This is a genomic window from Actinomycetota bacterium (genome assembly GCA_030776625.1).
In the GTDB taxonomy this organism is placed as follows: Bacteria; Actinomycetota; CADDZG01; order CADDZG01; family WHSQ01; genus MB1-2.
In genome coordinates, this window is the sequence record JALYHL010000003.1 from 1 (window position 1) to 24480 (window position 24480).

Here is a 24480-nt window from a genome sequence, read left to right on the forward strand (position 1 = left end):
CGATCGGTGAAGAAGACGCTCCAGTCGGAGGGGAGTTCTGCCTCCAGCGCAGAGCGCGCCGCAACGACCTCGGGGTTCTCCTCGTCCCAGACCATCCCGGTGAAGTTCTTCTCCTTTCTCTCGGGCGGACCCAACGGAACTGCCCAGCTCTCGGTCTTCTCCAACTCTCCGCGCATCAGACGCGTAAGTTGCCGATAGGCATTTACCTCGCCTACCGCGACGACAAGCGCTTTCTCTCCCGCGGGGCTGTAGGCGGAGATGCCGTAGGTCACGACCTTCCCGGCGGGCACCCAGAACGACTCGGGATCGACGACATGAATCTCCCAGCCGGGCGGCAGCGCGTTCTCGGCCTCCGTCTTCGCGACCTCTAGCTCGGGGTCGAGTTTCCGTTTCCAAAAGGGCATGGGACCTCCTAGGTAAGAGTGGGACGACGATCGAGTCTCGTCTACCTCGTCCGGAGAAGCGGCTTCCGTCGTCGATGTGCTTTCGGCCCCACGACAGACACTGCCACCATGCCAGCGAACGCCAGGAGGTGGGCACCCACTAGTAGCCCAGCATCAGGACATCGTTGCATGTCTTTGAAGGTGGGCCAGCTTCGCCTACGTCGCCCGCTGGTCAGGGAGTGGGCAGTAGATTGTGCGAGGCAAAGACGAAGGGCGGGGGACTTGCCAGGGTGGCGCGGAGTAACTCAACTAGTTGCATTGGTGGTCGCGGTCGTGGCGATCGGTTGCGGGGGCGATGCTGCCAAGCCTGACGCGTACAGTACGACGGCAGAGGACGCGCCTGCCGACACGGATACATCGACCCCGACGGCAGACGACGCGCCTGCCGACACGGATACATCGACCCCGACGGCAGACGACATCGAGATCTTCGACGCGGTGGTCTCCTCGAGCGCTGTGGTTCAGCGAGCCATGCAGCCGCTCTATGTCTGCTTGCCGGGCGAGGTCTCCTGCTTGAAGAAGGCAGCCCCGGGCGTAGCCGAGGTCATCGCTCAGGAGCGGAGCGCCGTCGAGTCGATGATCGAAGACGCCGATGACCCTTGTATCGAGAGGTATGTGGCGCTCTACGAGGAGTCGCTTGAGGCATACGAGGCCTCGGCGCGCGCTGCTGAGGAGGGCAACGGTCCCGCCTTCGAGCGGGAGTTGGCGAGGTCGACCCGGGTTGAGAAGGCGTACGTGCGCGAGTGGTCGCGATGCGGCTTCTTCGATCGCCAGCAATCTCGGTTCATAACCGCGCTCGGAGATGCCCTCTTCGATGTCCTTGACGCCGGTGAGGAACTCGTCGAGTGCGCCACCGTTCGCTGCATCAACCGAGGAGCTCGCAAGATCGAAGCGGCCGCCCGATCGGGAGTCGAGCTGGTAGACGACGCATCGACGGAGGCAGGGGAGAGCCCGGAGTGCGTGCAGGACGCGCTGGAGAACGCTCGGCTCACGTTCAGCGCGATGGGCAAGGCCGCCCGTTCCATACAAGAGGGCAGGTTTCGGAGGGCGGAGCAACAGGCGGAACGCGGCGCCCGCTTCGGGATAGCGACCCAAGACCTGTTCGCTTCGTGCACTCAACAGCTGTTCCAGCAATGAGGACCTTCGCGAGGGATCGCAGACGGCGACTAAGTGTTGGCGATCGATGGCATCAGGGACCGAGGGGTCCACATGGTTCGCTACCCCGGGCGGCCTGGACCTGTGGCTGAACTCGTTCAAGGCCGGCTGGTGCATCCGGCCGGTGTTCGGTCTCTGCGCCCGTTGCGGCGAGATCCACTACGACCGGGGACCTCGGCCTCTAGATCTTCCGGACGTGTATCACATGCCAGGCCGAACTGGTCGAGCTGGCTGTCGAGCTCCACCTCGGAACGGAGGTGGAGTGAGCGATTCCCTCCTCCATCGGTCGCTGGCGCGCTGCGACCTCGGGCGGCAAAATCATGCCGTGGGAAAGAGCATCGGCAAGAACAAGGTTTCCAAGGCTAACGCTCTTGAGATAGCGGAGTGTCAATCACGGCAGCTTCCATGGAAGGAGCCTGTGCGCCTCAGCCAAGTCCTGTTCGGAATGTGGATAGCGGGCGGACCAACTTTGCGACCTTCCACAGCCTCCCGTCCACGGCTGCGCTTCACCTAGCACCGGCCACTCCGGCGTCATCGCGGCCACACGCGGTCGCCGCGCATCACGTTGAGGTCCACACCTCCCTCGATTCCGTGAACGCTGGCGTATCCGTGGAGCTGCCAGATCGCCCATGCGGCGCTCGGACGGAGGAGGAACCGGCGCAGCCACAGCGGCCGGCTCTCGCGCTCTCCGAGTGGATACGCCTCACGCCAATCGTTACCGACATAGAGGACCGTCTCCCGCTCCCATCGCTGCTCGACCTGCTCGAGGAATACGTCAAGCTCCTTCATCACGTCGTCTTGTGGGGGCCGGGCCGAGCAGTTGCCCGCCAGCTCGAGATCAACGGCAGGAGCGAGTGCGTCGGGATCCGGTCGCGCGACGCGCAGGAAGTTTTGAGCTTGAGCCCGGCCCGGCGTGCACAAGGTGAAGAAGTGGTAGGCACCCCGCTGCAGTTCGGCTTCACCGGCGTCGCGCCAATTCACCTCGAATCGGTTGTCTACGAAGTCGCCGCCCTCGGTCGCCTTGATGTAGGCGAACTCCATGTCGTCTCCGGCCACGGCTTCCCAGTCGATGGCCTCTTGATGTGCGGAGACGTCGATCCCGTAGATCTCGCCGTTCCGCAACGGGGGCCGCCAGTTCGGGATCCAGTGGAACCACCAGGCTGAAGCGGCGCCTCCGACCAGGATCAGCACCGCGCCCAGCCTCAACGCCATTCCGCGACTGTTCGTCCGTTGCGTCGTCATGGCTGAAATGGTGACAGACGTGGGTTAAGGGCAGCAGGGGCAAGATAGAGGTATGTCGAGTTCTGCCGCGTCGCGGTCAAGAGGTGAGAGCAGCTCGTCGGTAGTGTTCAGAACCGCAGCGATCATCTTGGGGCCGTTCATGGTCATAGGCCTCCTGCTGTTGACGGTCTTCTTGCTGTTCGCAGCGATCGGCGACGCTGTCTGCGCCGACTACAACTCGTTCTCGAATGACTTTTGCGACGAGTGGCATTACGACACGCCTCCGGAGGACGCGTTACCAGTGTTCCCTGGGTGGGAGGTGGAGTGGTACGAGTTATCGTGCGGCAGTGGTGGTTGCCCGGCGCGGATGTACGTGCTGTCGTCGCCTGACGAGCCGGCGGGCCCTACGGCTACGCCGACCAATTACGCAGACGGGGGTGGCAGCTCTACGACCACCCCCGATCGACTCTGGTCACGTATCGCAGAGGGAACGTTGAGCTGGACATCTCAGATAGCAAGAGCTCATACCTGAAGACCCTGTACCCGAAGCGCTTGCAACGGGATGATCACGTAGTGGTGTCCGTGAGCCTCATCGACGACTAGGAATCAACACGCGAGACCACAAGCCATATTTAGTGAACCTGACTTGGTCGGGTCGCGGACTAACCAGCCCCTTTGTACGACCGCCACGTAACCGATCTTCCACAGCCTCGCCGTCGAGGCTCCTCTTTCACCTAGCACCGGAAGTGAAGCCGCCGTCGACCGTACTCACCTTCGTTCCGTCCGCTCTCGGGCTTCGCCCGAAAGGTCAAGAACGACACGTCGCCTCTCGGTCGCTCGGCCGTTCACCGTCATGGCTTCGCGGGCATAGCGGGCGGGCTACAACCGGTGACGAAGCTCTCTGCTGGTGTCGAAGCAGGGACCCTCGAGCCCGAAGGGGTGTGGGTTGTCGGCTATCCCCGGGCCGTCGTAGCTGCAGGGCCCTCGGCGAGTGCGCCAACTCGTTTCCGCGTACCAGCGATAGTTGGCAACATCTCGCCCTAAGAGCCTCTCCGGGAAGCGGACGACGAGGGTTCGTCGGTTCGGTCTCCGAACGGTCGCTTTGCCTACCTCTTCGTCGAGTGTGGCGTGTAGGCCACCTGAGGCTCGCAACACCACAGCGCGTAGCCGACCATCCCTGTAGTCGATCCAGACCTGTCTCTCGGGTCCTTCCGGATCACGAGGCCCGTCGTTGGTGCTGATCCAGAACACGATCCAGCGGTTGTACCCCCGGAGAGACTTGCCCCTCCACCCTTTATAGGTGCTCAGGCGATGAACGAGTTGTTTCCTGCCGTGGCGTTGAGCTACCGACTTGATGTCGAGAGGGCCTGGTGAGTCTTGCCTATCTGCCTGCCGAGCCGTGTCTGCCATGACCGGGGCCAAGAGGAAGAAGCTGAGGACCAAGGGCAAGATCGCCTGCCTGCGCATCCAGCGAGTCTGACAGCTGCAACCCGAAAAGACCATCCCCCACCCGTTGTGACTGCATTCGTCCGCCGACCTTCCACAGCCTCCTCCATCGACGGCTTCGGCTTGCCGGACCTAGCACCGATCGCTACGTCCTCAAAGCGGCTCCGGTACCGCTGCGCTGCTTATCCTCGCCGCCGCCTTCGGCGGTCCCTTTGACGACTCCGCGTCCTCGGCGCTTCGACGGTCCGGCAAGCCGTCGAAAGAAGAGGAGGCAGACGTGGAAGAAACGATCGGCTACGAGGCTCTCTTCTCCGCCGAAGAGTGGGCATCACTGGATCTGTTCGAGTGGGAGGACCCGGACCCCGAGCCGCCGAAGCACCGAGTCACGATCTGGTATCCGCCAGGTGAGGCCGTCGGAAACGAACGCAAGTACGAGCTCGAGTGCGAGAGCTGCGGGCTCATCGCTGCAACGGAGTCAAAGGACGAAGCAGATCTGGTGGCCCGGCTCCACGAAGTTGTCGGTGCACGTCGCATCGACACGCTGGAGGTGGGGGAGTGAACACCCACCTCTGCCGCTGCAGCCGCGGCAACGACATGACCTGTCCCGCGGCCCAGCCCCTGGAGACGCTGACCGCGCGGCTGGAGAAGGCGGGTTACGAGCGTGAGATCCACGTCGTCGACGCGCGCTGGGCCAGCAGCTTGATGGCGAACTGCACGAACTGCGGCTCGCGCGGCGGCTTCGACGCGCTTGGCTTCCGCAAGAAGAACAACGTCAGGGCCTTAGAGGCCGAACCACTGGCGATATATGCGGACGCCGTGTAGGCCCTGCTGACTAGTCGCGCTCCCTGGCTGACCTGAGTTCGAGGACCATCTACAGACGAGACGGCCGGACGCAGCTGATCCTCGATCGCCACGATGTAGTCGTCCTCGCCCGCATTCCGGACCTGGACGACTTCCCAGCGGCCGCTTGCTGAGGTAGCTGATGGTTACTCCGCGTAGGTTCATGTCCTCGCACCTCCGGTAGCTCGGCGTTGATGGAGTCACACGAGCGGCGGCCGAGCGCAGCCGTCAAGGGGACCCGAAGGGCGCCGAGGAACGGGAGCGACGCGGGCACCGTAGGCGCCATGGCGGAGGAGCGGGTGGCGCTAGGTCTTCGGTCTCCGACGCGCGAGCTAAAGGTTTAGAGCGCGAGGCGCAGGGCAGCAACGTCGCAGGACCACGTTCGCTGTGCGCGGCCGCTGCGTCGTATGAGTCACTGAGGCGATCGTGGGCGAGAAGACGAAACAAGACAAGCATCGGATCATGAGGCCGGCTAGTCACTTGCCTAAGCCCGAACAATTGGGGCGGCCAGAGAACGATGCAGCCGCTGCACATACGGCTGTCAGATCGCGAGGGGACAGGTAGATGGCAGGTCGAGCTCCCGTGACCAGGGCGTTTGCTTTCCTGTTGGGAGCCACCGTGGCATCGATCGGGGCGGACACTGGGGCCCACGCCCACCCACCCGGCGACCTAGTTGCATACCGCTGGCACGCCGAGAGCCAGGACGGTGCCTACCAGGTGCACCCCGACGGTGTGACTCCCAAGCGCAGGCTGGCGCCCACCACGCCATATTTCCAAAGTGCGACTACGGAGATGGCGATCAGCCCGGACCGCGGTCGCGTCGCCTTCGAGGGAGGCACGGCTTCTCGCAGCAACATCTTCGTGGCCGATCTGACAACAGGAGAAGTTGAACAGATCACCTTTGGGCGCAGGATGATTCAGCACCCCTCGTGGTCTCCCAACGGGCGAATGCTCGTAGCCGATTGCGGTCGGCAGATCTGCAAGATGAGAAGTGATGGTGAGGGGCGAACCGTCAAAATCACGCACAACCGATACCCGGAAGCGAACCCGGTGTGGTCCCCGGATGGGACGCGGATAGCCTTCGAGAGTCGGCGGGGCCTTTTGACTATCAAGCCCAACGGCAGACGTCTTCGACGACTCACCCGTAAGCGGGATGATGGCTCACCGAGGTGGTCCCGGGATTCCGGGCAGATCGTTTTCACGCGGGACTCGGGCACGACTGGTTCTCTAGTCCTCGTCAATCGCAACGGATCTGGTCGAACTCGCCTCACTGAGGCCGCCGGTTATGACCGTGAGCCTGACTGGTCGCCAGATGGTTCGGCGATCGTGTTCGTGCGAACGGAAAGCGACCCCAGCGGGGTGGACGAGCTGTGTTCGTCCATCTGGACGGTGGAGCGAAGTGGAGCCAACCCACGTCAGCTAACGGAAACGTGTTTCCCCCACACCGGTTACGCCGCGTTCTTTCCGGTCTGGTCTCCGGATGGCGAGAGGATCGCCTATACGGCTACGACGCGACCCGCATCGGGGGGTGAATCGCGAGGCGACATCTTCTCCATGAACCGTGACGGGTCTGATGTAAGTAACCTGACGCGGGAAGAGGAGATTAACGCCCGTTACTTCGGGCTCGATTGGTAGGCCCGCGCCTCTGCGCCCACTGGCAGGCCTCCTGTTGGACCGCCCGCGCACTCCTCTATGCGTAAGCGAGGAGGGGACCGTCAGGGGCGAAAGGTGCCCGCAGCAGATCGAAGAGCGGCTGACGGCGCTCCCTCATTGACACAGTTGTTGTCGCGTCAGGCCTCTAACTCTCGCAGTTGCTGAGCGTCTCGCCGTTGGTGCAGGCGTCGGTTCCTGGCCCACCATCTAGCTCATCACTGTCGTCACCGCCGTCGAGGAAGTCATCACCTTCCTGGGCATTGATGACGTCGTTGCCCGGCCCACCCATCAATGTGTCGCCGGCTCCGCCCGGATAGAGATCGAACGCGAAGTTGTTGTCGCCCCACAAGATGTCGTCACCGTTGCCGCCATCGAGTACGTCCGACTTCCCCGGCTCCTCGGAGTTGTCACCGATGATCAGGTCGTTGCCGTCACCGCCGTAGAGACGGTCGCGCGCACCACTCTCGCTGGAGTCCCCGTAGACGCGGTCGTCGCCGTCACCGCCGCGGAGGACGTCGGTGCCGTCGAGGCCCTCGAGGTCGTCGTTGCCGGCGCGCCCCGAGATGCGGTCGGCGTCTTCCTGGCAGCAGTAGGGCCCGCCGCTGAGGTCGTTATCGAATTCGTCGCCGCGAAGGACGTCGTCGAAGGAAGATCCCCGCACCGACTCGACGCTGTTCGAGATGCGGTCTCTGCCTTCGCCGCGGCCGAGGTTCCGGGCCAGATCGACGTATATGTCTCTGTCTGAATGCTCGTACGAGACGATGTCCAGACCGGGGCCGCCTCGGAACCTGTCCTTGCCGGGACCGCCGTACATACGATCGGTCTCTCCAGGCCCGGCATAGATGACGTCGTTGCCTCCGCCGCCACAGATCACGTCGGCGCCGTCCAGCCCATAGATCACATCGTTGCCACCGCGAGCCACGATCACGTCGTGGCGACGCGTCGCGCGGATCACGTCGCCGCGATCGGTGCCGGTGTGCGTCGCCACGAACCCGTCACATTTCGGTCGCCCCGCCACTGCAGGGGCCATCGGCAGGATGGTCACTGTCATAGCGGCTCCGGCCACCAGCGCCGACACCTTCTGCTTCAACCTCACTTTGATCCCCCTCGAGATCTGATACCGCAGCTTGATCAACCAACGTGGGGAGCGTCCCCGTTGTTCCTACCCGGTGTGACGATCGAAGCCGCCGCGTCTGCTTGGCATTGTCCGGTTGACTTCGGGCGGCGGACCGCACCGGACCGATAGCAGTACAGCCGAAGATGAGCCCCGAGCAGTGTCACCCCATAGATCGTCTTCTCTTCGTGCTTACCCGACGCCTGAGGTGCCCAAGACGCTGCACGCCTCAGGACATCAGTGGAAAGAGGCGGAGCAGACCCACCTGTGACGCCGTAGCCACCCTGACGCGCAGCGAGGAGCGGGGTCAAGGGCTTTGGTCCGCGTAGCGGATCGAAGGGGCGAAGCGGCTGGAGCGTAGCCCCGGCGACCCTTGACGGCACAGCTCCGAGCGAGCACCTGAGCCGTGGGATTCAGGCGACCTTGGTGAGTAAGGTCGCGCCGTGGGGTTTGCGGACAAGCAGAAGGTCAAGGTCGACGAGCGCATCAGAACTCTGGTCGCGTCATCCCTCGAACCGGGGGAGGCCATCCGCGAACAGTTCCAGGCCATGACCCTCTTCCGCTTCTGGCCGGTCTTCCTTGGCGCCTTCCCCATCGCCTTCTATCTCGAGTACACGGGGAGAGGCGACCTCGTGCCGTGGCTGATGGGGCTGAGCATCGGGGCGTACTTCGTGATCAAGGTGCGGACCTATCTCTTAGTGCTCACGGATAGGCGTCTCCTGATCTTGCTGCTCAGACGCATGTCAGCCAAGAGGCTCGAACGGACCGACACCTACACGCGAGGAGACGTGAGTGAGGCCTCGTTCAGCGACGGGTTCCTGAACGGCCGGTTGAACCTGAGGACGCACGACGCAACATTCGATCTGAAGATCGGAGTCCCGTTCAAGGATCGCGCTCGTCGCCTTGTTGACGACCTCAGGGCGCCTAAGGACTGACCGTCGCGTCCGGGCAACGAACGACCCACGGGAGTCCCTTCCCCGGAGGCCCTCGACGGCCTCCGAGCGAAGCAAGCGTCGTGCGCACGGATAGCGAGAGCCCCAAGAGAGAGAGGTGAAGGAGGAGGGTGGCAACGACAGTCGATTACGTTTGCGTACGAGCGCGGCGGGACTGTCGTGGACCTATGCAAGATCATCTTTGGGGGCGACGGGTCGTACTACGTCACTGCGCCGTACCACCCTCATAATCGGGCGCTCGTCTCGAGGCTGACCATCAACTATGCCGCTGGCGCTCCGTTTTTCTCTCTGAGCGATGCTTTGGACCTTGCGGTTTTCGACGATGATCAGCGGAGGCTGAAGTTGTCACATCACCCTGATGGGTTCCTTCAGTTCTCGGGTGAGGGTGTGACATCAGGCCGCGAACGGGACGGTCGAGCGAAGGGGATTGGGACTCGATCGTGGCCCCTGCAAAAGCCCACCATGGGTCCAGCTTTCGCGATGTCCTTCTCGGATCCGCTGGAGTTGGGTCGTCCAACGGCTGGCAAACCCAGGACTCTTGTGTTCACTGAGGCAGACATCGAACACATGCGTCCGGCGAAGGACACCACGGGGGGCCTTGGTGTCACTGGTTTCTATTTTCCTGTGCCGTGGAGGCAGTACGTGGAGCGAATCGGTGATGGCGAATACCAGCTCCGGTTGGTCAACCCATCGGCTCAGGCAATCCTGCCGCTTCGGGTGCTGCTCGCGTCAAAGACATGCAGCTATCCAGGGCTGATCGGAGTTCACGTAGAGCCATGTCTGCCGCGCTATAGATGGGTCCACCGCGCCGAGTCGTAACGGCAGGCGGGCTGTCGACCGATGCCGTGGTGCCGCAGGGATTCAACCGCCCGCGCTGGTCGAGCTACTTCATCGATTGGGCGCTGGTTGATCCCGCGGCCGCCCCGAGCTCAACCTGACAACTCGACGACCAACGGCGTACAGACGGTGAACCAACGCTCGAGCATCCCTCTGATCCGTTCTGAGGTTGGGAGGCCGGTTCTGTGATTGAGATATGAAAGCCGGTCGAAGACGGTGAGGGTGCCGCAGTAGATCGCTCGTGCCGTTTCGTATTCGTCTCGATCCCTTATCTCACGGGCGGTGCCTTGGAAGGTGCCTCCTCGCATGCGAAGGTTCACCTGCGGTTGCCCCTGGATGTTGCGGAACCATGAGCTGTATCGGCCGGGCAGCGACACCAGGTAGACCTTGTCGCCGTCTCGAATCGCGCGCACGCATTTGCGGCGCCTCTTGCCGGTCTTGCGCCCCGTGGTGGTAAGGACGGCGTAGCCGCGCGGCGGCAGAAGCATGAAGAACGGCTGTTGTAGCGCGTTGAGGATGCGCGGGCCCGTACGCTTGGTCGTCGTGAGCGGGTTCCCCCACTCGCCTTCTAGATAGGCCTTACGTTGCTCCTCCCTTGAGGTCGCCCCGCCGGGCGAAGGCTGATCCTGAGTCACCGTCCATCCTCCTCCCTACTCTGACAATATTCCTTATCACATATCTGATAAGGTAGCATGTCAGATATGCCCACACAAACCGCGCAGCGTGTGTACGCAGGCATGACGGCTACCCAGCGCCGCGCCGAGCGCAGGAGCCGGCTGCTCGACGCCGCAATCGACGTGCTTGCGAGCCAGGGGTGGGAGCGAGCCACCGTTACCGCCATCTGCGAACGAGCAGGCCTCATCCCGCGTTACTTCTATGAGAGCTTCAGGGACCGTGAGGCGCTTTTGATCTCGGTCTTCGACTCGATCATCGACGAGGTTTCCGAAGAGATTGGCAAGCGCGCGACCGATGATCGGTCCGTGGAGGGACTCATCCGGGCGACCATCGATGCGTGGCTGGCGGTCGCTTCGCGGGACCCACGCAAGGGCCGCGTCGCCTTCGTCGAGGCTCTCGGTAGCGAAGCGTTGATGCAACGACGCCTTGATGCGACGCACGCGTATGCCGAGCTGCTGCTAGATCGATCTATATCGACCCCGCACCGGGCAGGTCATTCCCGAGCTGCCGTGCAGTGCGCGAGCCTCATCACAGCCGGTGGGTTGATCGAAACCATGATTGAGTGGATGCGCGGCAACGTCGACCTATCCGCAGACGAGATCGCCGAGAACTACACGCGGCTATGCACAGCGGCATTCCGTACTGCCGGGGGTCGTGGAAATTGAACTAGCCACCGCTCGCTACCGGTGATCTCGACCGCGTGCTCCGTCGCTTCGTTCGGCGCTGCACTGCGCCGAGATGACGTTTTCTGCTCGCGCAACCGTACTCCGCTAGTTGCTTCACGCAACCGCACGCTGCGCGTGAGAACCGACATTCCGTCTCCCGCCTCGCTCGCTGCGACCTCGCTCGGCAGATGGGAAAGCCCGTCTAGAGGACAGCTTCCGCATAGCTGTCGAACTGCGTGAAACCCATCCGTCGGTACATCGACTCAGCCATGTCCGATGGTTCCAGGACAACGGCACGGTGACGGCGTCTGGCGGCCTCGTCTATGGCGGCTGCGGTAAGCGCGGTGCCGAATCCACGGCGGGCACCGTTGGGTCGGGTGGCGACGCTATAGACGCCGGCGAGCCCACCACCTTCGGTTTCCGCGAGCACGGATGTGGCCACCGGCTCTTCGTCGACGTATCCGATGAACACCGTAAAACGCGGAACGGCGAGGAGGTTAGTTCCCAGCTCGCGTCCGATGCTGGCGTTGTCCGCATCGAATCCTTCTGCGAGGCATCGCACCGCGTCGTCGATGTTGGTCTCCGTGGCTGGGACGACCGAGAGCTCTTCGGGGATCGCGGGAGCTTCGTAAGCATCCATCGAGAGCGCGAACAACGGGACAGGGGAGAACTCCACGGCGCGACCCTGAGCCTTCTCGAGCATCGCGCTGTCCCGTTCAGGATGGAGCTTGAGGAGCCATCGGAGGTTTGCTCGGCGGTAGCGATTCACAACCGCGTCGAGTGCTTCGGGCGGCGAGGCGACAACGTGGGAAGGGAACGCGGGATTGAAGGATGGGCTTTCCGAGCCGGTGGCTATACAGGTGACGCCGTGGTGGTCCTCCACCCACCCGTCCGGGATCGAGAGGGCGAGGAGTGTCCAGACCTCCCGCACGTGCTCATGGAACCGTTCGAGGAGCGTCATGATTCGCCGATTCTCTCCTGAGCTAGCCGGCTTATCACCCACTACCTGGCGCGCCGCTGACCCCTACCAGCCATTCCTGCTTACGCAACCGTAGTCCGCCAACTCCTCCACGCAACCGCACGCTGCGCGTGAGAAACGACGCTTGGTCGTTCTCGCTTCGCTGCGCTGCGACCGCGGTCCGCAGGGCGGCCTTCGGGCGAAAGAGCGGGTTTGCTCTGAGCCGTGGTGCCGTCGGTGAATAGGTGCATGATTGAGGCGCTATTAACAAAGAAGAGGACCTCCTTACGCTCCGCATGAACTTGGTGACGAACGCCGACCCGTTCTGGATGCGATTGCGGGCGCTCTTTGAGGAGAAGGGCATCGATCCGAATACGTGCCTGTTCGACCTTTGGAGCGAAGACACATCGATGGAGGAAGGGTGGGTGGTTACTTCCGAGGGTGAGGTCTATGGGTTCGACCTTACTTTTGGCGGCGGCGATATCGCCTCGCAGGCTCGAAACGCATCGCTCACGCGTTGGAATCATCTGACCCACGCGAAGGAGAAGTGGTACCCCCGGGAGGATGTGGAGCTGGCTCTGTCGATGGTCCGTCGCCCGTCCTAGTTGGTTCCCTCCCTCGTTCTCTGCGGCAGACGTTCTTTTTGACGGCACGTTAGGACGGCCGCTCCTTCGGTCAACCCTGAGTCCTGCGCGTCCATGGATGCTCGGACCGGCTTTAGTTCCGCCTTCGGTCGGTCTCTGGGGGCTGCGACCTCATGCGGCGAGAAACATCAACGTTCAGCAGGTTCGAAGGCTTCACAACCGTCGTGCTCGAACATGACCTGTTTATCGAACGGTGACGCTTCATTCGTGCACGCGCCGTAGTCGCTATGAAAGACGCCGGTGAGTGCGATCCAGAACCGGCAATTCAGACATTGCTCCGCGTACCACTCATCCCGATAGTTTTCTGACTCCTGGACGCGGTTTCGCCACGTCATCCAACGCTCGTGAACTCGCCGGAAGTGATGTGGGTCATCCCGAAGCGTCATCTGTTCAACGCAGCAAGTGCAAAGCCGCCGGTTGCCCTCGTCGCTATCTCCGCCCTGAAACATGGGCCGTAAGAACGTCTAAGCGCCGCAGGAGGCGCGAAGGAGGTAGCACCATGAACCAGGTCGCTCTAGTCGGAAACGTCACCGACGATCCCGAGCTCCGCTATACCCAGAGCGGCGCGGCGCTCGCAGGCTTCACGGTCGCGGTCAGTCACCGCTCCAAGCGCAACGGCGAGTGGCAGGACGTCATGACGGGTTCTTCCGCGGCGCGGCATGGCATTCGGTCGCCGAGAACGCAGCGCAGACCGTGAAGGAGGGCATGCAGGCGAGGGGCCAGCGCAGCTGGCAGGGTTCTTTTTGATTTCGATTTTGATCTTGATCCTGGGTTTCCCCGCTGAGGTCGCCAAGGCGACCCAAAGCGGCTGAACGACGGCAACAAGCGGCAGAGCGTCGAGATCCAGGTCACCCACGTGGGACCGGACTTCAGTTTCAGTCGGTCGAGGTCAGGAAGTCGGCGGCGGACGGTCCTCCGGTGCGTGCTCGGCCGCGTAAGGCAGGGAGCCTAGAGAGCCTCCGGCGAACTGCCGGAGGCTCTCGCCACGTGGACTAGCAGCCGCGGAAGTTCGGCCGGCCCGTCTGTTCGGTAGGCGTTCCCATCGCTAGGCGTTGCTCTCCGGCACTTGGGTAGCCAGGTTCTTCTTGGATGGGGGCGAAGTTGAGCACTACCGTATCGACATCTCTGAAGGTCGCACTCGTAAGTGCGGCATCCGGGGGGATCGAAGCGACCTCAGTAGAGTTGCTCTTGACGTCGTAATTGAAGACAACCTCATAACCCGCCCTCTGAAGAACATCGCGCGCCGCATCGGCGGTCTTCTCTTCGAGGGCGTAGCAGTAGAGGGCGCCGCTCGGAGCGAGTTCGTTGCTCCAATCCATGTTTCGCGCCCAGTATTCCTCCCCGGGCTTGGCTGCGCGCCCGACGACCAACGTCATTGGACCTGTTACCGAGCCGGGAATCTCGAGGATTGATGTTCGCTCGCACAGGGCTGCAGTTGGGCCGCAGTGTTCGGCAACCGATTCGTAGCGATAGTCAATCTCACCGACATAGGAGTTCAGGAGCGCGAACGTTTCTGCATCGACATCAGTGGTCGGGTCGAGATACAGGTGGAACCACTTGCCGACGAGGGCGTCCTTCACCGGGACCACTTGGACTTGAGCCTCGATTCCTTCTTCAGCGAGCTGTCGCTCAACCGCTGATGGGTGCGCCAGCGCGTCCTGCGCCGACACAGGCACGACCTTGTCGCCCGCGATTGCCGAAGCCAACACCAAGGCGCTAGCGCTGAGTACGACAAAGACGGGGATGGTCACAGTTGGACGCCGCCACCGAGGCCGCTTGGGGACCGGTCGGAGCTCTCCTGCGTGAGCTTCGATCCGAGAGAACACCGCAGCCCCGGCGTCACTATCAGCCCAATTGGATTCGCCGGTCTCGGGCACGGGGTTGTGAGTCTGGAGCACGAGCAGGTCGTCTGTCTTGTTCTTCATCGCGCTTCCTCCCGTGCTGGTGTTGGGGTGGTCAATGAGGATCGTGGAAAGGGCTCGTCGATCTTGCTCAGCCGTTGTCGTAGGCGTTTTCGAGCCCGGTGGAGCCGTAGTCGGAAGTTCGTGTTCGACCAACCCATGGCCGCCGCAGCCTGAGAGTGATCAAGGTCGTCCCAGGCGACGAGGAGAAGGACTTCACGGTCGGCAGGCGACAAGGATGCGAGTGCCTTACGCAGTTCGTCCGGAAGCTCGTGTTGATCAGAGGCATCGTCGCGCTCTGGTCGAAGTGTGGCTATGCGCGCCGTTATCCGTGCGTGGCGTCTGCCTGAACGTTGCAGGTTACGGATGACGTTGCGCGCTATCCCGAACAACCAAGGGACCGGATCATCCTGTGGAACGTCCTGCACCCGGCGCCAGGCGACGAGGAAGGTTTGGGCCACGACCTCCTCGGCATCGTGGGCCGGTACGCGTCGCTGCGCGTATCTGAGGACTCGATCAGCATGCCCCTTATAGAGGGCTTCGATGGTGTCTCTCGGCTGTGTGTGCAGGGCCGCCTCCTAGGTAGGTCTACGACCCCATATGTCCGCCATAGCTCACCATGTTTCACCTTCCCGGACTTGATTCGACGTTCCCTTCGTGGCCCGGGTCCCTGCGGCGGCCGCCGGCTAACCCCTCCTCACCCGGCACGTTAGGAGCCCGGCGTTGGCCGGGCTCCTAGCGTGCTTGTTTAGACCTCGGTGCGAGGCTTCCTCGACAGCGGGGCACTGCTCAGCTGGCCAGCACTGCCCGGAGCGCCGATTCGTCACCCTCGATGCGAACGGACTTGCGGATGTCCTCGAATCGGAGCGCTCCGGCGGCGAGGCCGAGGGTTGTCAGTGCGTCGGCGTGGAGCACTGCGTCGAGTTCACGTCCAGCGTGATGCTCCATGGTCATGTCGGACGGTGACGCGTGAACTTGAACGACTTGGTTGTCGATCGCAAAGCCAACCCTGACCGTTCGCCGCGACGCCCATCGGGGACGAAGGAGGGCGGGTAGCGCGACCATGAGCCATTCAAGCTGGAACTCGTCGTCGCCCTGACCGGGGATCATCAGTGGCTCGGACCAGCGGATGAGCCCGTCAATGGGTTCGCGCAGTTGCGCTCCCCACTCGGTGAGCCCGTAGGCGACCGCGTTGGCGTCCGCGGCCGGACGCCGCTCAATGACCCCAGCGGATTCGAGATCCCGCAGACGAGCGGACAGGAGGTTGGTGGCCATTCCCGGCAGGCCGTCGAGGAGCTCGCCGTAGCGGGCCGGCGCGATAAGGAGCTGGCGGACGATGAGGAGATTCCAGCGGTCGCCGACCACGTCGAGCGCGCGGGCGAGACCGCAGAACTGGCGATAAGACCTGGCACTCATTGGTCACTCCATTCGATCTTGATGTCGTCGAACCTCAGGTCCAAAAGGATCGGGTGCGGGAGCACCCGCCGTCCCGGGCCGCGTGGGAGCACCCGGCGGTGCGTGGGGAAGAGAAGTCCGTCGATCTCGCGATGCTGGTCGCAGTAGAGGGCGGCAGTGGCCCTTCGTCCGACCGGTTCTGCAAGGAAGTCGTGGCGGCGGATCAGGCCATCGGGGTCGACGTAGAACGTTTGGTGTCGGCAGTGGGTGTGGAACCCGGTCGGGAAGGTCGATTCCAGCCGACGCCAGGTCTCGCCGCGTTCGCGCCACGCTTTGCCTTCGCGGAGCTCCACACCATCACGCGCCAGTAGCCACGGCGATGTCAGGTAGTTCCACGAGGCGTAGCCGCCGAAGTAGGCGACGTCGAGTGAGTCCCAATGGAAGTTGCGGCGGAATCCGCCCAGCCCGAAGAACGCTGCACGTGCGCCGGCGCGAGTCTCGAGCGGCGTGCCGTCTTCGGATTCGATCCGAACGTCTCCGCGGTCGAAAACGGCCCGCTTGCCAGGACCCGGGAAGCCGTGGATCGCCGTCTGCTGCTCAGCGGTACGGATCTTGAAACTGAAGTCGGCCAGCTTGTTTCCGGAAAAGCGCTTGGGCAGCAGACCCTCGATGTGGCCCGTGGCGGTGATCGTAGAAACCGAGTTCCAACGATCTGCTCCGCCATGCGCCGTCAGCACCTCTTGAAGGAGTGCCGTCTTCACGTCCGCCTCCCTGATGCTTGACTTTCTAAAGTGCGCTTGAAAGTATCACGTCACACTTTAGGTGAGGACACATGAAGACACGTATCGCACTGGCGCTCGTCGCACTGTTCGCAACGGTGATTCTGGTCGAAGCACCGGCGCACGCCGGTGACCGGGTGCCGTGGTCGTGCAGGTTTGACGGGGCGGTGACGTTCAAGCCAGCAGTCCGAATCCTGCCCACCGAGATCTCTGCCGTCACCAAGGCGACTGGCACGTGTGACGGCCAGCCGGCCACCTGGAAAGCCACCAATGCGGGCGCCGCCTCGTGCGCCCTGCTCTCCGGACCGGAAACGGGGTGGCTCACTGTCGGTGACCAGACCACCAAGCACCCGACGCAGACGGCGATCCTTGCCGGGATCGGGACGATCACCCTTCCCGGCACGCCGCTCCTCGCCTATGCCCACCTGCAGCCCTCCGGCGGGCTCGGCGTCCTCACAAGCTGCCTGACCACGGGAGCATCGAGTGCACCGATCCACATCCAGATGCTCAACACGTCCCTGAACTGAGCGAGGGATCAAGACATGGCCACTGCACAGCCAGTCGGCGAGCGCCCGGCGTGGGTTGACGACGAACTCTTCCCATTCGAAAGCCGCTTCGTCGAGATCGACGGGAGCCTCGTGCACTACGTCGACGAAGGGTCGGGGCCGATCCTGCTGTTGCCGCACGGCAACCCGGTCTGGTCCTTCGTCTGGCGCGACGTGATCGCTGAGCTCCGCGACCGATTCCGTTGCGTCGCCCTGGACTTCCCTGGGTTCGGCCTGTCGGCCGGGGCGGCCGACTACGGCTACACCGCTCAAGCCCACGCGGACCTGCTCGTGTCCTTCGTCGACCGACTGGACCTATCGGGCATCACCTTGGTGGGCCACAACTGGGGCGGGCCCTGGGGTCTGTACGCCGCCGAGCAACGACCGAACCGCTTCGAACGCTTCATCCTCAGCAACACGTGGGCATGGCCACTGAACGGAGACCCGAGCAGCGAATTCTTCTCCCGCGGCATCGGCAACCGAGCCGGCCGGGCGATGCTCCGGCGCTTCAACCCCCTCGTCAACCAGTTCATCCCGTCAGCACACAAGCGCCGCACGCTCTCCGAAGTGGAGATGCGGCACTATCGTGACGCGACGCCCACGCCGGAGCGTCGCCACGCTGCAGCGATGCTCCCCGGCGAGCTCGTCGGCGCACGGGAGTTCTTCACCGGCCTCGAAAACCGCCTCGGCCCGCTGTTGAACCGTCCGACCCTGATCGTCTGGGCCGACAAGGACCCGATCTTCACCGACAAGTACCGCCGACGGCTCGAGCGGACCTTCCCGGATGCGACAACGAAGCTGATCACCGGCGCCGGCCACTTCGTGCCGTCTGACGCTCCCGGGGAGTTCGCGGCGGCGATCCGCGAGTGGCGGTGCGCACTCGATGGGCGGCGCGCATCTCCGGCTCGCGGGAACACCCGGCGCGCAACGCCAAGCGAGTCGTAGTGGCCTACGACGTGCACCTGGCCGACCGAGTCCGAGAGCTGCTGGTGGACGGCTCGCCGGTGACCGAACAGTTGATGTTCGGAGGACTCGCCTTCCTCGTCGCCGGGAAGATAGCGGTAGCGGCAAGCAGCCAGGGCGGCCTCTTGGTGCGGGTCGATCCGGCACGCGCCGACCTTCTCCTCGCGACCACCAACGCGCGGTCGATGGAGATGAAAGGCCAGGTGATCCGGGGCTGGCTGCACGTCGACGGCGATGACCTGCGTACCGAGCGCCAACTGGCCCAGTGGATCGCCGTTGGGACAGCCACCGCCAGAAACGCGCCCGCCAAGAGACCAAATCGATGACCGAGACCCCTAGGCGAGGTCTGGACCCTGACTCCCAGGAAGGTGCTGACATGGTCCCGGCTGCGACGCACAGTGGTGCACCCCACACCCTGGCCCAGGCTCGTGCGGCGTTGCGGGAAGTTGTGCCCCGCCTTGTCGCACTTGTGCGCAGCGTCCCTGACGCCAACTCCGCTTCGGTCGGTACTTGGACGGTGGGCGATGTCGCTGCTCACCTATCTCATTGCTTTCGCGCCGACACCGACGCCATCGCCGGAAGACCGGTCCCGGAAGCCATCGTGACGAAGGCGGGAATAGCCGAGGCCACCGCGAAGATTCTGGCCGAGGACAGTGAACGGCACCCAGCCGTACTCGCGGATCGCATGAGCACGCTTGCCACCGAGTTCGACGACGTCGCGTCGCGTTCGCGATCAGCCACCGTCGATTGGCTGCAAGGCACGCGCCTGCCACCGGCGGCGGTCGCGTGTCACCTGCTCAACGAATGCCTGGTCCACGGCCACGACATCGCCAAAGCCACCGGGCGCCCGTGGCCGATACAGCGTCACCACGCCCTGCTCGCGATCGAGGCCTTCGTGCTGCCGCTGATCGCGGCGCTGCCGCCCACCGCTTTCGTGAACCAGGAGCAGGCCGGCTCCTTCCGCGCCCGCATCGAACTGCGCCTGCGCGGAGGTGGACGCACGGTCATGGTCTTCGACCGCGGTTCATTGACCCTCGACACGGCGCGCGCACGTGACGTTGACGCACACATCTCTGCCGATCCTCCGACTCTCATGCTGGTTCTCATCGGCCGACAAGGAATATGGAAACCGCTTCTCGAAGGGAAACTCACCGCTTGGGGGCCTCGGCCTTGGAAGCTCACCCGCATGCTCACCATCATGAGCCCCCCGTAGCCCGTTGGGGAAGATCGACCAGAAATACGGGCAATGGGACCATTCGGGTCGCCTACGCCTGTAGCAGGGATCGGCGGGAGCCGTAGGGGGGTCGAGGGGCGGCTCGCGGGGCATGCCAGACGAGGCACCATAGGGAGCCATGATGCGCGACGAGCTCGGATCCGAACTCGCTCACTGGGCGCAGCTGCTCGAGGAGCTGCGCTGGGCGGGGTTCCTCGTGGACCGCGACGCGCGCCTGGTGTGGGTGTCGCCCGATCTCCAGCGCTTTGCCGGCTCTCCGGCCGACGACGAGCTGGGCTACGGCCTCCACGTCCTAGAGGCGTTCTCCCTCGAGCCGTGGCGGCGGATCGCTACCCCAGAGAGCAGCATGCGACTGATGCGGGACCTGGCTCCCGTGGTCATGGGCGTCACCGACGAAGGGAAGGTCGATCTCGAGGCCGTCGCCGAGTGGATGAGGGAGCTCGTGGCGGACGTCGAGCCGCGTCCCTTCACGCTTCCGGTCGCGACGTCCTTCGATTACGTCGAACCGGGAGGCGAGGGCGGTAGCGATCTGCCCGTCATGCGTGTGAACGTGCTGGCCGCACCGATCCGATCCGAGGACGGGGAGCTGCTGGGTGCGGTCGCCATCGGCTATGCGGGGCTTCGTCCCGGCCTCGTGTCCCTGCTCGCGCGCGGCGACGAGGCCATGTACGAACGGATGGCGAAGCTCGTCGAGCCGGCGTCGCGCCAGGGAGCAGTCCTGTTCTGCGACCTCGAGGGTTCTACCGAGCTGGCGCGCACGCTGCCGACCGCGCAGTACTTCCGGCTGATCAGGAGCCTGTGGACCGAGATCGACGCGCTGGTCGCCCGCAACTCAGGCATCGTCGGCAAGCACGCCGGTGACGGTGCCACCGCGTTCTTCCTGGTCGACGATATCGGTTCTCCGTCGGAGGCGGCCGCGGCCGCGATCCGCACGGCGCGCGAGATCCATGAGCGCTCCGGGGACGTGTTCGGCGCCGCGCTGGACTCGTCGTGTCTGATGCGCGTCGGGTTGCACTGGGGAGGCTCGCTCTACATCGGCCAGCTGGTGCCGGGCGGTCGGCTCGATGTCACCGCGCTGGGCGACGCGGTCAACGAGTGCGCCCGCATCCAGGAATGCGCCGACCCCCACGAGACTCTGGCGTCCAAGGAGCTGATCGAGCGTCTGTCAGACGACGACAAGGCCGCGCTCGGGATCGACCCCGAGAAGGTCCGCTACCGTCCGGTGTCGCAACTGCCGCACGTCACCGAGAAGGCCGCGGCCGCCGCGGGGGCGATCCCCGTGACGACTCTGTAGCGCTCCGACCCCCGCTCGAGCGCGGCCGTACAACGGCAAGGTCGCGTCGCGCAGCGCGCCGGCCGGCTCGCTCACGAGGAACGAGATCGCCGCGGCGACCTCCTCGACCGAGACCCAGCGGGAGGTGTCTGCATCCGGCAGCGCGCTTCGGTTGGCGGGCGTGTCGAGCGTCGAGGGCTCCACGGCGTTCCCTCGTATGCGAGCTTGGCGACTGACTTGTTGACCCCCTCCTTCGGCACGCTTGTTCATCTCCTCGTCTGGACGCTGCTGCGCGCCGATATCAGCCGTTCCTTGTGACGCAACCGTAGTCCGCTAACTCCTCCACGCAACCGCCCGCTGCGCGTGAGAACCGACGCTCGGTCGTTCTCGCTGCGCTGCGACCTCGCCGGGCAAGATCAGATGGGTTTCGGTTCTTCGCCCCACCACGGTTCAGTCACGACCACCTCGGTGTCGGGAAGAGAGCGGCGAATAGCAGCTAGGCATTTCTGACCTTCCGCGAGCCAGTCGGGATCACCCGGTCCCTCGAGCGGTAAACGGTCCTCGGCGTAGTTGGTGGTCCATTCCTGTATCGCCTGGCGGACGTCATCTGCAATGGGGAGTTGATCGAGGGACACGTTGCGACCCTTCTCCCACAACGGACTATGTACGCCGTAGTCGGGCCAGAACTCGAAAGTGCGATTCGCCACTCACTGAGTTTGTCACGGAGAACGAAAGGCGGCGGTTGACCTCGTCGACTAGGGGACGGCGCTTCACGCCTCCGGCTCGGAAAGCCGCCGAGCAACAGGAGGTGCAGTGATGAAGCAGCGGGGAGTAGCGATTTTCGCCGACTGAGTCGCGTTGCCTTCGAGAGGTGCAGGAAGGCTCTTCGGCTTGTTTGATGGTGGTGGGGAACACCACGGAACGGCAACTGGAGGGAGTCGACATCACGCTGGACTCACGCCACGACATCGCCGAGACCGCAGCCCGTGGTACGGCGTTGATCGATATGAGCCATCCGGTTCGGCTTCCGGAGGCTCTTCGTTAGGGGTCGCTGGAACTCGATGTCGGGCGGCATGAAGCGCGCTGGGAGGGCAGGTTGATCAATCTCTCGCCCCCGCAGTTTCGCATCATGGAGGTCCTGGCCCTAGCCGCGGGTTCGCTCGTAACCGACGACGGTGATGGCGAGAAGCTGATAGAAGAGCTCCTCAAGGGTGCGCTGACCGGCTAATGAACAAAGGCGGCTTCTCCATGGAAGCGCTTGGTCGGCATCAGCGGTGCCAAAGCCCGCATCTCGCGCAAGACACGTCTTTGAATTGAAGTGCAGCGCCTGGCTAGCGCAGCGGAGCCGCGTTGGTGAAGGTGGCGACTAGGCCCTCCCCCTCAGAGCCGGCAGAGCCGTTGGGGACGACCCCATCAACGAATGTTGCCCACGGCCTCCCCCTCGCATCGATCTGGACATCGATGAAATCGAGGAGCCAGGGACAGCGACCAGGGCCGCACGAGCCTTCGACCAAGGGATCAGACAACCGATTGACGCGGGCTGTGTAGAAGAGCGGTCGCCTGCCGACAGCATCGAAAGCTATCGCGATATACCCGTTCCAGGTCGGCGTGATCGGCATGATGGTCTCGTCGCGGCACCCGTTGCCGGTCCCACATTCTTGAAACAGCGAGTTCTCACTGCCGACGTATGCGAGCGCGATACCTCCTGTCGGACTGGCTGCGATGGTCGCCAGGTTCGACTCTCGAACACGTGGCGCGCCCACCATCATTGGATTACCCCACGTCAGGCCGCCGTCGCGTGACACCGCGAGGTAGGGCAGCCGGTCGTTGGCTATCCAGAGGTAATAGACGTTTCCCCTCCGATCGACCGCCACCGCGGGATCGGTTCCGCCGCGCGGCGTGCTTCCCTTTGCCACGCGAACTCGCGTCCATGTCAGGCCCTCATCGCGGCTGACGGCGAGCCACGGACCGCCGCAGTGCGCCTTGGGGAGGTAGATCGTTCCGTCGGGTCCTGCGACCCCTTGCCCGTGCCAGCCGGGACAGGGATTCCCATCCGCGTAGAAGTCCGCGGCGAACGCGGGCGATCCCGTGGGCAAGAACGTGACCCCACCGTCGAGGGATTTGGAGCACGCGGAATTCGCGAGATCACTGAAGCAGTAGTAGACGACGCGTGGATAGTCGATTGGCGTGTTGTTAACGGGTCGTCCCGTGAAGAGCGTCTGATGGTCGTTGACAGGCCTGCCGCAGGCCAGCGGGTTCGTCGTCCACGACATCCCCCGGTCATCACTGAACGATAGAAAGGAGCACGCGACCGTAAGGTCCACTGTGAATACTCGATTTGTTGCGGCGTCGACATAGAGGTATGGATCGGCAGATAGAAGGTGAGTGTTCTGCTCACCGATCGTGGGGGATACGACATCCCACGTGTTGGCTCCGTTCGATGAACGAAGCACTTCGATGCGCGAGCTCGTCTCGAACGCAGTGAAGAAGATGTCCCCACGACGCGTGACCCCTAGCGTGGGCTCGATCGCCGCGTGGCCGACGCCGAACAGATGAGGCCGCGGCCTATGACTGCGATTGTCGTTGGAAGAGGCAGGGACTCCTCCTGGGTAGTGAGCGACCGCGGGCTCTCGCGAGACATCAGATCTGCGGCCGGTGTTCGCTGTACCTCTCATCGGTACGAGCATTAGCGCGACGAGCATGACTACAACGATTGGTGGTGGCCCGCGATAAGACTCGTTCGGAGCACCTGAATCACGAGTGCCCATGACGCTGATCACGGCAGGTTCGAGAGCACGGTTGTGATCGTGCCGGATGAGGCCATCGCTGGCGTCCCGTCACTGCAAGGGCCAGCGAACACCCAGACGAGGAATTGTTCATCGGATCCGAGGAAGACTGTTTTCTCTGTAGTGCCACAGAACTCCGCGACGATGTGATTCGCCTCGATGTCGGTTATGAAGCCGTGGACCGGCAGGCTGAGGGCATCGGCGATCTCCACCCGTGCGAACAGCTCGCCCGGCTTGGGCGTGATGAGAATGCATCCGGCTCCGTCTCCGTGCTTGCAGGCCCCGTAGAATTCGCCGCCGACCGCGACGCCCGCTGCGGGGGCCTCGTAGGGCGCCTCAATCGTACGTTCGACGCGGTTCGGTTTCTTACGCTTGGCCGCGGACACCGGTACGGTTGCAACGTTCAATACCAGGCTCCCAACCATGACTGCCACCAGCAATCGCTTCATGGTCCCTCCCTCCGTTCTGGAACGTTTGCTCGCAGGTTTATGTTCGATGTCCACTCCCTCCTTCCGCTGACGCAGCCCGTCTGATTTGCGACCTTCAAAATCCGCGTCGCGCCAGTTCAGCTGCGAGCTCCGCGTTGGTAGCGACACGGAAGTCGTCGCGCAGGGCAGCGAGCCGGCGGTAGACGCTGCGGTCCGTGATGTCCAGTTGCCTGGCGATGTCCTGAGCGGCACGTCCGCGAGCTACGAGCTCAAGAAAAAGGGGGTCGCCAGGCGCCTGCTGCCGTTTGCCTTCGATCAGGGAGGAGACTTCCCCCGGAAGCAGGGGCACGAGGAGCATTTGAACGGCGCGCTCGGCCCATTCCGCCGGGACATCTGTCCCCACAGGAATGAGCACGCACGCCGGTCCACCTAGGTCCCTTGAAGATGAGGACATCACCAGCTCCGAGTCGTCGCGTTTCGCCAATGACCATGTCGCGAGGGATACGGATTCGGGGAGGGACGCGTCACGCGTGGCAGAGGGACCAGGGGCGCTTATGACGGCAAGCGTCGGT

General features: G+C 63.7%; 29 protein-coding genes and 2 pseudogenes. 15 read left to right on the forward strand and 16 right to left on the reverse strand.

Translation table 11 applies throughout. The features are described 5' to 3' along the window. The coding region (locus tag M3N53_05935) for a hypothetical protein (GenBank protein ID MDP9067871.1) at positions 1–404 on the reverse strand (404 nt) is incomplete at its 3' end. A 300-nt stretch (positions 405–704) separates the two neighbouring features. Here M3N53_05935 and M3N53_05940 point away from each other — a divergent pair. Next, positions 705–1580 carry a hypothetical protein gene (locus M3N53_05940; protein MDP9067872.1) on the forward strand — a complete coding sequence of 292 codons (876 nt, stop codon included), beginning with the start codon at positions 705–707 and terminating at the stop codon, positions 1578–1580. 549 nt (positions 1581–2129) lie between these two features. On the opposite strand, the gene M3N53_05945 is transcribed toward M3N53_05940, so the two are convergent. Next, complete coding sequence (locus M3N53_05945) at positions 2130–2840, reverse strand: lysozyme M1 (1,4-beta-N-acetylmuramidase) (GenBank protein ID MDP9067873.1); 711 nt, start codon at positions 2838–2840, stop codon at positions 2130–2132. Positions 2841–2943: 103 nt separating this feature from the next. Here M3N53_05945 and M3N53_05950 point away from each other — a divergent pair, with 103 nt between their 5' ends. After that, complete coding sequence (locus M3N53_05950; protein ID MDP9067874.1) at positions 2944–3351, forward strand: hypothetical protein; 408 nt, start codon at positions 2944–2946, stop codon at positions 3349–3351. 347 nt (positions 3352–3698) lie between these two features. On the opposite strand, the gene M3N53_05955 is transcribed toward M3N53_05950, so the two are convergent. Continuing rightward, positions 3699–4286 (reverse strand): hypothetical protein, encoded by a 588-nt coding sequence (locus M3N53_05955; GenBank protein ID MDP9067875.1) that lies wholly within the window; start codon positions 4284–4286, stop codon positions 3699–3701. A gap of 256 nt (positions 4287–4542) precedes the next feature. Here M3N53_05955 and M3N53_05960 point away from each other — a divergent pair, with 256 nt between their 5' ends. Then, a complete protein-coding gene (locus M3N53_05960) occupies positions 4543–4824 on the forward strand; it encodes a hypothetical protein (protein ID MDP9067876.1) in 282 nt (93 codons plus the stop codon). Next, a complete protein-coding gene (locus M3N53_05965) occupies positions 4821–5087 on the forward strand; it encodes a hypothetical protein (protein ID MDP9067877.1) in 267 nt (88 codons plus the stop codon). The genes M3N53_05960 and M3N53_05965 overlap by 4 nt, the downstream gene beginning before the upstream one ends. Before the next feature lie 1816 nt (positions 5088–6903). Here M3N53_05965 and M3N53_05970 read toward each other — a convergent pair. The 3 genes and pseudogenes from M3N53_05970 to M3N53_05980 form a co-directional block, all read right to left on the reverse strand. After that, a complete protein-coding gene (locus M3N53_05970) occupies positions 6904–7419 on the reverse strand; it encodes a hypothetical protein (protein ID MDP9067878.1) in 516 nt (171 codons plus the stop codon). Next, a complete protein-coding gene (locus M3N53_05975) occupies positions 7370–7627 on the reverse strand; it encodes a hypothetical protein (protein MDP9067879.1) in 258 nt (85 codons plus the stop codon). Before M3N53_05975 ends, M3N53_05970 begins: the two co-directional genes overlap by 50 nt. Beyond that, a pseudogene (locus tag M3N53_05980) lies at positions 7567–7788 on the reverse strand (hypothetical protein). The gene M3N53_05975 and the pseudogene M3N53_05980 overlap by 61 nt, the downstream one beginning before the upstream one ends. Before the next feature lie 527 nt (positions 7789–8315). Here M3N53_05980 and M3N53_05985 point away from each other — a divergent pair. Further along, positions 8316–8807 (forward strand): hypothetical protein, encoded by a 492-nt coding sequence (locus tag M3N53_05985; protein ID MDP9067880.1) that lies wholly within the window; start codon positions 8316–8318, stop codon positions 8805–8807. A gap of 947 nt (positions 8808–9754) precedes the next feature. Here M3N53_05985 and M3N53_05990 read toward each other — a convergent pair. After that, entirely contained in the window at positions 9755–10297 is a 543-nt protein-coding gene (locus M3N53_05990) for a nitroreductase family deazaflavin-dependent oxidoreductase (protein MDP9067881.1), read from the reverse strand. 66 nt (positions 10298–10363) lie between these two features. Here M3N53_05990 and M3N53_05995 point away from each other — a divergent pair, with 66 nt between their 5' ends. Next, positions 10364–11002 (forward strand): TetR/AcrR family transcriptional regulator, encoded by a 639-nt coding sequence (locus M3N53_05995; GenBank protein ID MDP9067882.1) that lies wholly within the window; start codon positions 10364–10366, stop codon positions 11000–11002. A gap of 202 nt (positions 11003–11204) precedes the next feature. Here the strand turns inward: M3N53_05995 and M3N53_06000 are convergent, their stop codons facing one another. Then, the gene (locus M3N53_06000; GenBank protein MDP9067883.1) at positions 11205–11963 is read right to left on the reverse strand and encodes a GNAT family N-acetyltransferase; all 759 of its coding nucleotides are present in this window, start codon (positions 11961–11963) and stop codon (positions 11205–11207) included. A 302-nt stretch (positions 11964–12265) separates the two neighbouring features. On the opposite strand from M3N53_06000, the gene M3N53_06005 reads away from it, so the two are divergent. Then, positions 12266–12565, forward strand: a complete 300-nt coding sequence (locus M3N53_06005; GenBank protein MDP9067884.1) for a hypothetical protein — start codon at positions 12266–12268, stop codon at positions 12563–12565. A 167-nt stretch (positions 12566–12732) separates the two neighbouring features. Here the strand turns inward: M3N53_06005 and M3N53_06010 are convergent, their stop codons facing one another. Then, entirely contained in the window at positions 12733–12939 is a 207-nt protein-coding gene (locus M3N53_06010) for a DUF3027 domain-containing protein (protein MDP9067885.1), read from the reverse strand. A gap of 164 nt (positions 12940–13103) precedes the next feature. Here M3N53_06010 and M3N53_06015 point away from each other — a divergent pair. Then, positions 13104–13220, forward strand: a pseudogene (locus M3N53_06015) (single-stranded DNA-binding protein). A 376-nt stretch (positions 13221–13596) separates the two neighbouring features. Here M3N53_06015 and M3N53_06020 read toward each other — a convergent pair. Next, positions 13597–14355, reverse strand: coding sequence for a hypothetical protein (locus tag M3N53_06020; GenBank protein ID MDP9067886.1), 759 nt, complete (start codon positions 14353–14355; stop codon positions 13597–13599). A gap of 329 nt (positions 14356–14684) precedes the next feature. On the opposite strand from M3N53_06020, the gene M3N53_06025 reads away from it, so the two are divergent. Further along, complete coding sequence (locus M3N53_06025) at positions 14685–14855, forward strand: hypothetical protein (GenBank protein ID MDP9067887.1); 171 nt, start codon at positions 14685–14687, stop codon at positions 14853–14855. Positions 14856–15294: 439 nt separating this feature from the next. Here M3N53_06025 and M3N53_06030 read toward each other — a convergent pair whose 3' ends face one another. Next, complete coding sequence (locus M3N53_06030; protein MDP9067888.1) at positions 15295–15921, reverse strand: helix-turn-helix transcriptional regulator; 627 nt, start codon at positions 15919–15921, stop codon at positions 15295–15297. Continuing rightward, on the reverse strand, positions 15918–16661 hold the full coding sequence (locus tag M3N53_06035) for a hypothetical protein (protein ID MDP9067889.1): 744 nt from the start codon (positions 16659–16661) through the stop codon (positions 15918–15920). The genes M3N53_06030 and M3N53_06035 overlap by 4 nt, the downstream gene beginning before the upstream one ends. A gap of 71 nt (positions 16662–16732) precedes the next feature. Between M3N53_06035 and M3N53_06040 the strand changes: the two genes are divergently transcribed. The 5 genes from M3N53_06040 to M3N53_06060 all read left to right on the forward strand — a co-directional run bounded on the left by M3N53_06040 (position 16733) and on the right by M3N53_06060 (position 20715). After that, complete coding sequence (locus tag M3N53_06040) at positions 16733–17206, forward strand: hypothetical protein (GenBank protein MDP9067890.1); 474 nt, start codon at positions 16733–16735, stop codon at positions 17204–17206. A 15-nt stretch (positions 17207–17221) separates the two neighbouring features. Further along, the gene (locus M3N53_06045; protein MDP9067891.1) at positions 17222–18169 is read left to right on the forward strand and encodes an alpha/beta fold hydrolase; all 948 of its coding nucleotides are present in this window, start codon (positions 17222–17224) and stop codon (positions 18167–18169) included. After that, entirely contained in the window at positions 18169–18513 is a 345-nt protein-coding gene (locus tag M3N53_06050) for a TfoX/Sxy family protein (protein ID MDP9067892.1), read from the forward strand. The genes M3N53_06045 and M3N53_06050 overlap by 1 nt, the downstream gene beginning before the upstream one ends. 50 nt (positions 18514–18563) lie before the next feature. After that, positions 18564–19400, forward strand: coding sequence for a maleylpyruvate isomerase N-terminal domain-containing protein (locus M3N53_06055; GenBank protein ID MDP9067893.1), 837 nt, complete (start codon positions 18564–18566; stop codon positions 19398–19400). 139 nt (positions 19401–19539) lie between these two features. Next, positions 19540–20715, forward strand: coding sequence for an adenylate/guanylate cyclase domain-containing protein (locus tag M3N53_06060; GenBank protein ID MDP9067894.1), 1176 nt, complete (start codon positions 19540–19542; stop codon positions 20713–20715). A 395-nt stretch (positions 20716–21110) separates the two neighbouring features. Here M3N53_06060 and M3N53_06065 read toward each other — a convergent pair whose 3' ends face one another. Further along, on the reverse strand, positions 21111–21401 hold the full coding sequence (locus M3N53_06065) for a hypothetical protein (GenBank protein ID MDP9067895.1): 291 nt from the start codon (positions 21399–21401) through the stop codon (positions 21111–21113). Positions 21402–21592: 191 nt separating this feature from the next. On the opposite strand from M3N53_06065, the gene M3N53_06070 reads away from it, so the two are divergent. Next, positions 21593–21739 (forward strand): hypothetical protein, encoded by a 147-nt coding sequence (locus M3N53_06070; GenBank protein MDP9067896.1) that lies wholly within the window; start codon positions 21593–21595, stop codon positions 21737–21739. 286 nt (positions 21740–22025) lie between these two features. Here the strand turns inward: M3N53_06070 and M3N53_06075 are convergent, their stop codons facing one another. From M3N53_06075 to M3N53_06085, 3 genes are all read right to left on the reverse strand, one after another. Then, on the reverse strand, positions 22026–22967 hold the full coding sequence (locus M3N53_06075) for a glycoside hydrolase (protein ID MDP9067897.1): 942 nt from the start codon (positions 22965–22967) through the stop codon (positions 22026–22028). Positions 22968–23470: 503 nt separating this feature from the next. Next, complete coding sequence (locus M3N53_06080) at positions 23471–23929, reverse strand: hypothetical protein (GenBank protein MDP9067898.1); 459 nt, start codon at positions 23927–23929, stop codon at positions 23471–23473. A gap of 94 nt (positions 23930–24023) precedes the next feature. Continuing rightward, entirely contained in the window at positions 24024–24257 is a 234-nt protein-coding gene (locus tag M3N53_06085; GenBank protein ID MDP9067899.1) for a hypothetical protein, read from the reverse strand. Positions 24258–24480 lie beyond the last annotated feature (223 nt).

Coding starts and splice junctions, on each gene's coding strand:
- M3N53_06060 (MDP9067894.1), top strand. CDS start 19,540: ATGATGCGCGACGAGCTCGGATCCGAACTCGCTCACTGGGCGCAGCTG.
- M3N53_06030 (MDP9067888.1), bottom strand. CDS start 15,921: ATGAGTGCCAGGTCTTATCGCCAGTTCTGCGGTCTCGCCCGCGCGCTC.
- M3N53_05945 (MDP9067873.1), bottom strand. CDS start 2,840: ATGACGACGCAACGGACGAACAGTCGCGGAATGGCGTTGAGGCTGGGC.
- M3N53_06070 (MDP9067896.1), top strand. CDS start 21,593: ATGGTGGTGGGGAACACCACGGAACGGCAACTGGAGGGAGTCGACATC.
- M3N53_05995 (MDP9067882.1), top strand. CDS start 10,364: ATGCCCACACAAACCGCGCAGCGTGTGTACGCAGGCATGACGGCTACC.
- M3N53_06080 (MDP9067898.1), bottom strand. CDS start 23,929: ATGAAGCGATTGCTGGTGGCAGTCATGGTTGGGAGCCTGGTATTGAAC.
- M3N53_06040 (MDP9067890.1), top strand. CDS start 16,733: ATGAAGACACGTATCGCACTGGCGCTCGTCGCACTGTTCGCAACGGTG.
- M3N53_06000 (MDP9067883.1), bottom strand. CDS start 11,963: ATGACGCTCCTCGAACGGTTCCATGAGCACGTGCGGGAGGTCTGGACA.
- M3N53_06010 (MDP9067885.1), bottom strand. CDS start 12,939: ATGACGTGGCGAAACCGCGTCCAGGAGTCAGAAAACTATCGGGATGAG.
- M3N53_06055 (MDP9067893.1), top strand. CDS start 18,564: ATGGTCCCGGCTGCGACGCACAGTGGTGCACCCCACACCCTGGCCCAG.
- M3N53_06075 (MDP9067897.1), bottom strand. CDS start 22,967: ATGTCGTGGACGACGAACCCGCTGGCCTGCGGCAGGCCTGTCAACGAC.
- M3N53_05955 (MDP9067875.1), bottom strand. CDS start 4,286: ATGCGCAGGCAGGCGATCTTGCCCTTGGTCCTCAGCTTCTTCCTCTTG.
- M3N53_06045 (MDP9067891.1), top strand. CDS start 17,222: ATGGCCACTGCACAGCCAGTCGGCGAGCGCCCGGCGTGGGTTGACGAC.